The following is a 6,052-nucleotide window of genomic DNA, read 5'->3' as shown; positions in this document are numbered from 1 at the left end:
AACGCCTTGTCGTAGTGGTTGCCGCAGGTCTCGCAGATCGCCGCCATCGTCGCCTCCTGAAGGGTTGTCTCCGACGGCATTCCCCGGCACGCCCGGGACAAACCGGCGCTCAGACGCCGTCGGGACCGTCCTGCAGCAGCCGCCGGAACCCGTCCTCGTCGAGGACGGGCACACCGAGCTCGATCGCCTTGTCGTACTTGGAACCCGGTGCGTCGCCCGCCACCACGTAGGCCGTCTTCTTCGACACCGAACCGGCGGCCTTGCCGCCGCGGGCCAGGATGGCCTCCTTGGCCTCGTCGCGGGAGAACCCGGGCAGCGAGCCGGTGACGACGATCGACAGGCCGTCCAGCGTGCGCTCGATGCTGGCGTCGCGCTCGTCCTGCATGCGCACGCCCGCGTCGCGCCACTTGTCGACGATGGCGCGATGCCAGTCCACGGTGAACCATTCGATCACCGCTGCGGCGATGGTCGGTCCGACGCCCTCGGTTCCGGCCAGCTGCTCCTCGGTCGCCGCTTCGATGGCGTCCAGACTGCCGAATTCGCTCGCCAGCGCACGTGCGGCCGTCGGGCCGACGTGTCTGATCGACAGCGCGACCAGGACCCGCCACAGCGCCTGCTGTTTGGCCTTGTCCAGGTTGGCCAGCAGCCGCTTGCCGTTGGCCGACACCGCGCCGCCCTTGGTGGTGAACAGGTCGGTGCGCAGAAGGTCGTCCTCGGTGAGGCCGAAGATGTCGCCCTCGTCGGTCAGCACCCCGGATTGCAGCAGCGCCGTCGCCGCCTCATAGCCGAGGCCCTCAATGTCGAATGCGCCGCGGCCCGCGACGTGGAACACGCGCTCACGGAGTTGGGCGGGACAGCTGCGTGAGTTGGGGCATCGGATGTCGGCGTCACCGGCCTTGGCGGGGGCTAGCGTCGTGCCGCACTCGGGACATTCGGTGGGCATCACGAACTCACGTTCGGTGCCGTCACGTACGTCGACCACGGGACCGAGCACCTCGGGAATGACGTCACCCGCCTTGCGGATCACCACGGTGTCGCCGATGAGCACGCCCTTGCGCCTGACCTCCGACGCGTTGTGCAACGTCGCGAGGCCCACGGTGGAGCCCGCGACCTTGATGGGTTCCATGTAGGCGAACGGGGTGACGCGGCCGGTGCGTCCGACGTTGACCCTGATGTCGAGGAGTTTGGTGGTGGCTTCCTCCGGCGGGTACTTGTACGCGATGGCCCACCGGGGCGCCCGTGACGTAGCCCCCAGTCGGCGTTGCAGGGACACGTCGTCGACCTTCACCACCAGGCCGTCGATCTCGTGTTCGACGTCATGGCGATGCTCGCCCCAGTAGGCGATGCGCTCGGCGACCGCGTCGATGCCCGTGACGCGCGTGGTGTGGTCGGACACCGGCAGGCCCCACGCCTTGAGCGCGAGGTAGGCGTCGTGCAGCGTCGGCGGGCTGAATCCCTCGGAGCGGCCGAGTCCGTGGCAGATCATGTGCAGCTTGCGGCGCGCGGTGACAGCGGGGTTCTTCTGGCGCAGTGAACCTGCGGCGCTGTTGCGGGGGTTGGCGAACGGCGGCTTGCCCTCTTCGACGAGGCCGGCATTGAGCTCCTCGAAGTCGGTGAGGCGGAAGAACACCTCACCGCGCACCTCGAGCACGGTGGGCACCGGGTAGTCGTCGCTGTGGGCGAGCCGCTCCGGGATGTCGTCGATGGTGCGGGCATTGAGAGTGACGTCCTCACCGGTGCGTCCGTCGCCGCGCGTCGCCGCCCTGGCGAGCACGCCGTCGCGGTAGACCAGCGCGAGCGCCACGCCGTCGATCTTGAGCTCGCACAGGAATTCGGGGTCGGCCCCGATCTCGCCCGTCAGCCTGGCCGCCCACGCCGACAGCTCATCGGGGTTGAAGACGTTGTCCAGGCTCAGCATTCGCTCGAGGTGATCGGCCGAGCTGAAGTCCGTCGCGAACCCCGCGCCGCCGACGAGCTGCGTCGGTGAATCCGGCGTGCGCAGCTCCGGGTACTTCTCCTCGAGAGTGGTCAGCTCACCGAGAAGTGCGTCGAACTCCCCGTCGGAGACGATCGGCGCATCCTTGACGTAGTAGCGGAACTGGTGGCCCCTGACCTCGTCGGCCAGCTTCTGCCACTCGCGACGGACGTCGGCGTCAGGAGAGCTCACCTGGTGAGGTTAACCGAGGTCTACGACAACGCCGACGACGTCACGTCGGTGTGGGCAGCGACCTGAATTTCACCACGTCCCGCCAGGCATTGCCGCTCACGGACTGGAGCACGAAGCCCTCGGATTCGACGAGGTCACGCAACTCCTGGACGCCGAGCCGGTCGGGATCGGGGAAGCCCTCGACGAAGACGAGGAGGCCACCCGCGCGCAGGATCCGCCCGATCGACCGGATGCAGGCGGAACGATCCGGCACCTCACCGATGACGGCGGCCAGGAAGGCGACGTCGAAGCTGTTGTCCGGCAGGGAGATTCCGTCACCCGCGTCGCCGACATGGAAGCAAACGTCGTGGAAGCCGCCGCCTGCGAGCTTGCCCCGCGCCTTGTCGAGCATCTCCGGCTGCACGTCGAACAGGTGCAGGCTGCCCGAGTCGAGTCGTCGCGCGATCTCCACGCTGTAGAACCCGGGGCCGGGCCCGAGTTCGAGCACTCGCTCGGTGCCGTCCAGTTCCAGGGCCTCGATGACGGCCTCGGGTTTGGACATCCACTTCCGGACCGGGTTGTCGAGCAGGAAGGCAGCCCGGTGCGGGTACGGGAACCGACCGACGCGACGGGTCTGCCGGACCAGTCCGTCCAACCATGTGGTGGGCATTCGCGGATCCCTTCAATAGGTAAGGCTATCCTAATCTACTCGAAGGGCCGCGGTGCCTCTACTGTCGACTGGTGCCCCATCCGATCATGTTCACCGACGACGACCCCGGGCTCGCCGAGCTCCGCGAGATCGCCCTCGGCTACCCCGGGGCGACCGAGAAGGTGTCGCACGGCAGGCCAGGTTTCTTCGTCACCAAGATGTTCGCGATGTACGGCGGCAGCACCAAGGAGACCGGCCAGATGGTGGCCGTCAACCACTGCGTGATGGTCAAGGTCGACGAATCCGACCGCGCGGCACTGCAGCAGGACGAGCGATTCTTCTACCCCGCCTACGTCGGCGTCTCGGGCTGGCTGGGTCTGGACTTCACCGCGGCGACGGTCGACTGGGACGAGGTCCGCGAACTGGTCGACGCCTCCTACCGACTGGTCGCGCCCAAGAAGTCGATCACCGAACTCGACGCCCGCTGAGCGCGGCTCGCGGGTGACGAGCCGAAACGGCCGCTGTGAACATCCTGTGCGATTGACTCGCCGAACCTCGACCCCCGAACGGCCCGCCATGGTTCGATCGAGGGCACGATGAGTTTCGCGAGCCCCTACCCCCAGGTCCAGATTCCCACCACGAGCGTCTACGACTACCTGTTCGGCGACCTCGACGACACCGACGGCGATCGAATCGCGTTGGTGGACGCGAAGACCGGCGACCAGACCAACTACCGGGACATGATCGCCCGCATCGACGCCTTCGCGGGCGCACTCGCCGCGCGCGGCATCGGCGTCGGCGACGTCGTCGGTCTGCTGGCACCCAACAGCGCAGCCTTCGCGGTTGCGTTCCACGGCATTCTGCGCGCCGGTGCCACTGCCACCACCATCAACGCGCTGTTCACGGCGAAGGACATCGCCAAGCAGCTCACCGACGCGAAGGCGTCGATGCTGATCACGGTGACACCGCTGGTGGCTCAGGCCGCCGATGGCGCCGCCTCGATCGGTCTGTCCAGCGACCAGGTCGTCGTACTCGACGGGCCTGGGGAAGCCGACCGGGACTCCGGTGGGCACCCCAACGCCGAGGACCTGATCGGACCGAGCCTGCCCGCGCCGACGGTCACGTTCGATCCCGCCACGCACCTGGCGGTGCTGCCGTACAGCTCGGGCACGACGGGCAACCCGAAGGGCGTGATGCTCACCCATCGCAATCTCACGGCGAACGTCGCCCAGATCCGTCCCGTCCAAGGCATGCAGCCCGAGGACCGCATCCTTGCCGTCCTGCCCTTCTTCCACATCTACGGGATGACGGTGCTGCTCAACGCCGCCCTCCATGCCCGCGCCCGCCTGATCATCATGCCGAGCTTCGACCTTGGCGACTTCCTCGGCAACATCCAGAGGCACGAATGCACCTTCGCCTTCATCGCACCGCCGGTCGCGGTCGCCCTGGCCAAGCACCCCGTCATCGACTCGTATGACCTGTCCAGCCTGCGGGGCATCATGTCTGGCGCCGCCCCGCTCGACGAGGACCTCGGCAACGCCGTCAAGGAGCGGCTCGGCTGCCAGGTGGTGCAGGGCTACGGCATGAGCGAGCTCAGTCCCGTCAGCCACGTCACACCGTTCGACGGCGGCAAGGAGTTCGTCGGGTCCGTCGCGCCGCTGAGCTCGTGCGGCTGGACGGTGCCCAACGCCGTCAGCAAGATCGTCGACTCCGAGACGGGTAACGAAATCGACCCGCCTGCATCAGGACTCAGTGACACCGGCGAACTGTGGTTCAAGGGGCCCAATGTGATGGCGGGCTACCTCGGCAACGACGAGGCCACCCGCGGAACCGTCGACGACGACGGCTTCCTGCACACCGGGGACCTGGCGCGCGTGGACTCGGCGGGGTGCGTCTACATCGTCGACAGGCTCAAGGAACTCATCAAGTACAAGGGCTACCAGGTGCCTCCCGCGGAACTCGAGGCGGTGCTTCTGACCCACCCCGACATCGCCGACGCCGCCGTGATCGGCGTGACCGACGCCGGGTCCGGCGAGGAGATCCCAAAGGCGTTCGTGGTCAAGCAATCCGAGGCCGACCTGACCGAGGCCGGCGTGATGGACTTCGTCGCCAGTCACGTCGCACCGTACAAGAAGGTCCGCCAGGTGGCGTTCATCGATGCGATCCCCAAGTCGGCGTCGGGGAAGATCCTTCGCAAGGATCTGCGAACTCCCTAGCTGCTGACGAGCTGGGTGGCGGACTTGGCGGACTTCGCGGCCCGCGCCTGCCGGTAGCCGAGCCAGATCCCCGCGATCGGCGCCAGAATCAGCCCGGCGATGCCGAACAGGGCGGCGGTTGGGCTGTCGGAGCGCATCGGCTCCCAGAGCCTCATCACCGGCGGATCCGGCACGGTCATCTGGAAGCTCTGTCCGGCCAGTGCCTGCGGCACCAGCGGTAATGACAGCGGCGGCGGGGGTGGCGCGGCGGGCGGCACCGACGCCGGTGCCGCACTCTCCACGATCGGGGTGGGGGCCACGTCCGGCTCGGCGGCGGGCATCCCTGGGGTGCGTCCGTCGCCGAATGTGACGACCGGCGCGACGGCGGGGCCGGTTGGTTGATTGGCGACCGCGTTACCCGAGCCGCCGCCGGACTCATCCGTCGATGGAATCTCCGGCACCGCCACGGGTGGCGCCCCGGTGACCTCGGTTCCGGGAGCGGGTACGTCGCTCGACGGGGGGGCCTGGGCGCCTGGTCGCGCCGTAACGTCGGTGGTGGGCTGGTCGACAGTCGCAGGGGCAGAAACGGACGGACGGCCCGAGGTCACCGTGGTGCCGCCATCGCCATCGTCGCCGCTTCCGTACCCGTCGTGGTGAGGGCGTGGATCATGGCGTGGGTCATGGCGCGGGTCATGGCGCGGGTCATGGCGCGGGTCCTTGCGTGGATCGTGGCGCGGGTCGTTGCGTGGCGCACCGTCATGATCACTTGGGCGTCGACCGTCATCGCCCGGCCCCCGCCGCTGACCCTGGCCCTGCCCTTGACGGTGGTTGCCACCGGCATCACGGCTGGTCGGCCCGCGATCGGACTGAGCGGCGTCGCGCGAGTAGCCAGAGTGCGAGCCGCGACCACCAGGATCGGCCGCTGAACTGGCGAGGCCGGGGCCGCCTGCCAACAGAATGGCAACGGTGGCGCCGGCACCCGCCACACTGCATACGAACGATCGATCCACGGTCCTCCCTGACCGGATGGGTGCTGTAGGCAACCCTACGCTGCGTCGGGGT

6 protein-coding genes are annotated in these 6,052 nt (G+C 68.3%); 2 read left to right on the top strand and 4 right to left on the bottom strand.

All coding sequences use genetic code 11. The features are described from left to right. Positions 1-109 precede the first annotated feature (109 nt). Positions 110-2,167: an NAD-dependent DNA ligase LigA gene (gene ligA / locus ABW137_RS22850; RefSeq protein ID WP_526403731.1), complete on the bottom strand. Its 2,058-nt coding sequence runs from the start codon at positions 2,165-2,167 to the stop codon at positions 110-112. 40 nt (positions 2,168-2,207) lie between these two features. Continuing rightward, a complete protein-coding gene (locus ABW137_RS22845) occupies positions 2,208-2,801 on the bottom strand; it encodes a class I SAM-dependent methyltransferase (RefSeq protein ID WP_526403732.1) in 594 nt (197 codons plus the stop codon). An 86-nt stretch (positions 2,802-2,887) separates the two neighbouring features. Here ABW137_RS22845 and ABW137_RS22840 point away from each other — a divergent pair, with 86 nt between their 5' ends. Together ABW137_RS22840 and ABW137_RS22835 are read left to right on the top strand one after the other, a co-directional pair. Beyond that, positions 2,888-3,283: an MmcQ/YjbR family DNA-binding protein gene (locus tag ABW137_RS22840; protein ID WP_526403730.1), complete on the top strand. Its 396-nt coding sequence runs from the start codon at positions 2,888-2,890 to the stop codon at positions 3,281-3,283. Between the two features lie 108 nt (positions 3,284-3,391). Next, positions 3,392-5,011 (top strand): 4-coumarate--CoA ligase family protein, encoded by a 1,620-nt coding sequence (locus ABW137_RS22835; RefSeq protein ID WP_526403729.1) that lies wholly within the window; start codon positions 3,392-3,394, stop codon positions 5,009-5,011. Here ABW137_RS22835 and ABW137_RS22830 read toward each other — a convergent pair. After that, positions 5,008-5,457 (bottom strand): hypothetical protein, encoded by a 450-nt coding sequence (locus ABW137_RS22830; RefSeq protein ID WP_526403728.1) that lies wholly within the window; start codon positions 5,455-5,457, stop codon positions 5,008-5,010. The two genes, ABW137_RS22835 and ABW137_RS22830, sit on opposite strands and share 4 nt — an antisense overlap. A gap of 137 nt (positions 5,458-5,594) precedes the next feature. After that, positions 5,595-5,825 carry a hypothetical protein gene (locus ABW137_RS22825; RefSeq protein WP_526403727.1) on the bottom strand — a complete coding sequence of 77 codons (231 nt, stop codon included), beginning with the start codon at positions 5,823-5,825 and terminating at the stop codon, positions 5,595-5,597. Positions 5,826-6,052: the final 227 nt, after the last annotated feature.

Source organism: Mycobacterium sp. (assembly GCF_040509115.1).
In the GTDB taxonomy this organism is placed as follows: domain Bacteria; phylum Actinomycetota; class Actinomycetes; order Mycobacteriales; family Mycobacteriaceae; genus Mycobacterium.
The sequence above is the reverse complement of the archived record's forward strand: the minus strand, read 5'-3'. Positions and strand labels throughout refer to the sequence as shown.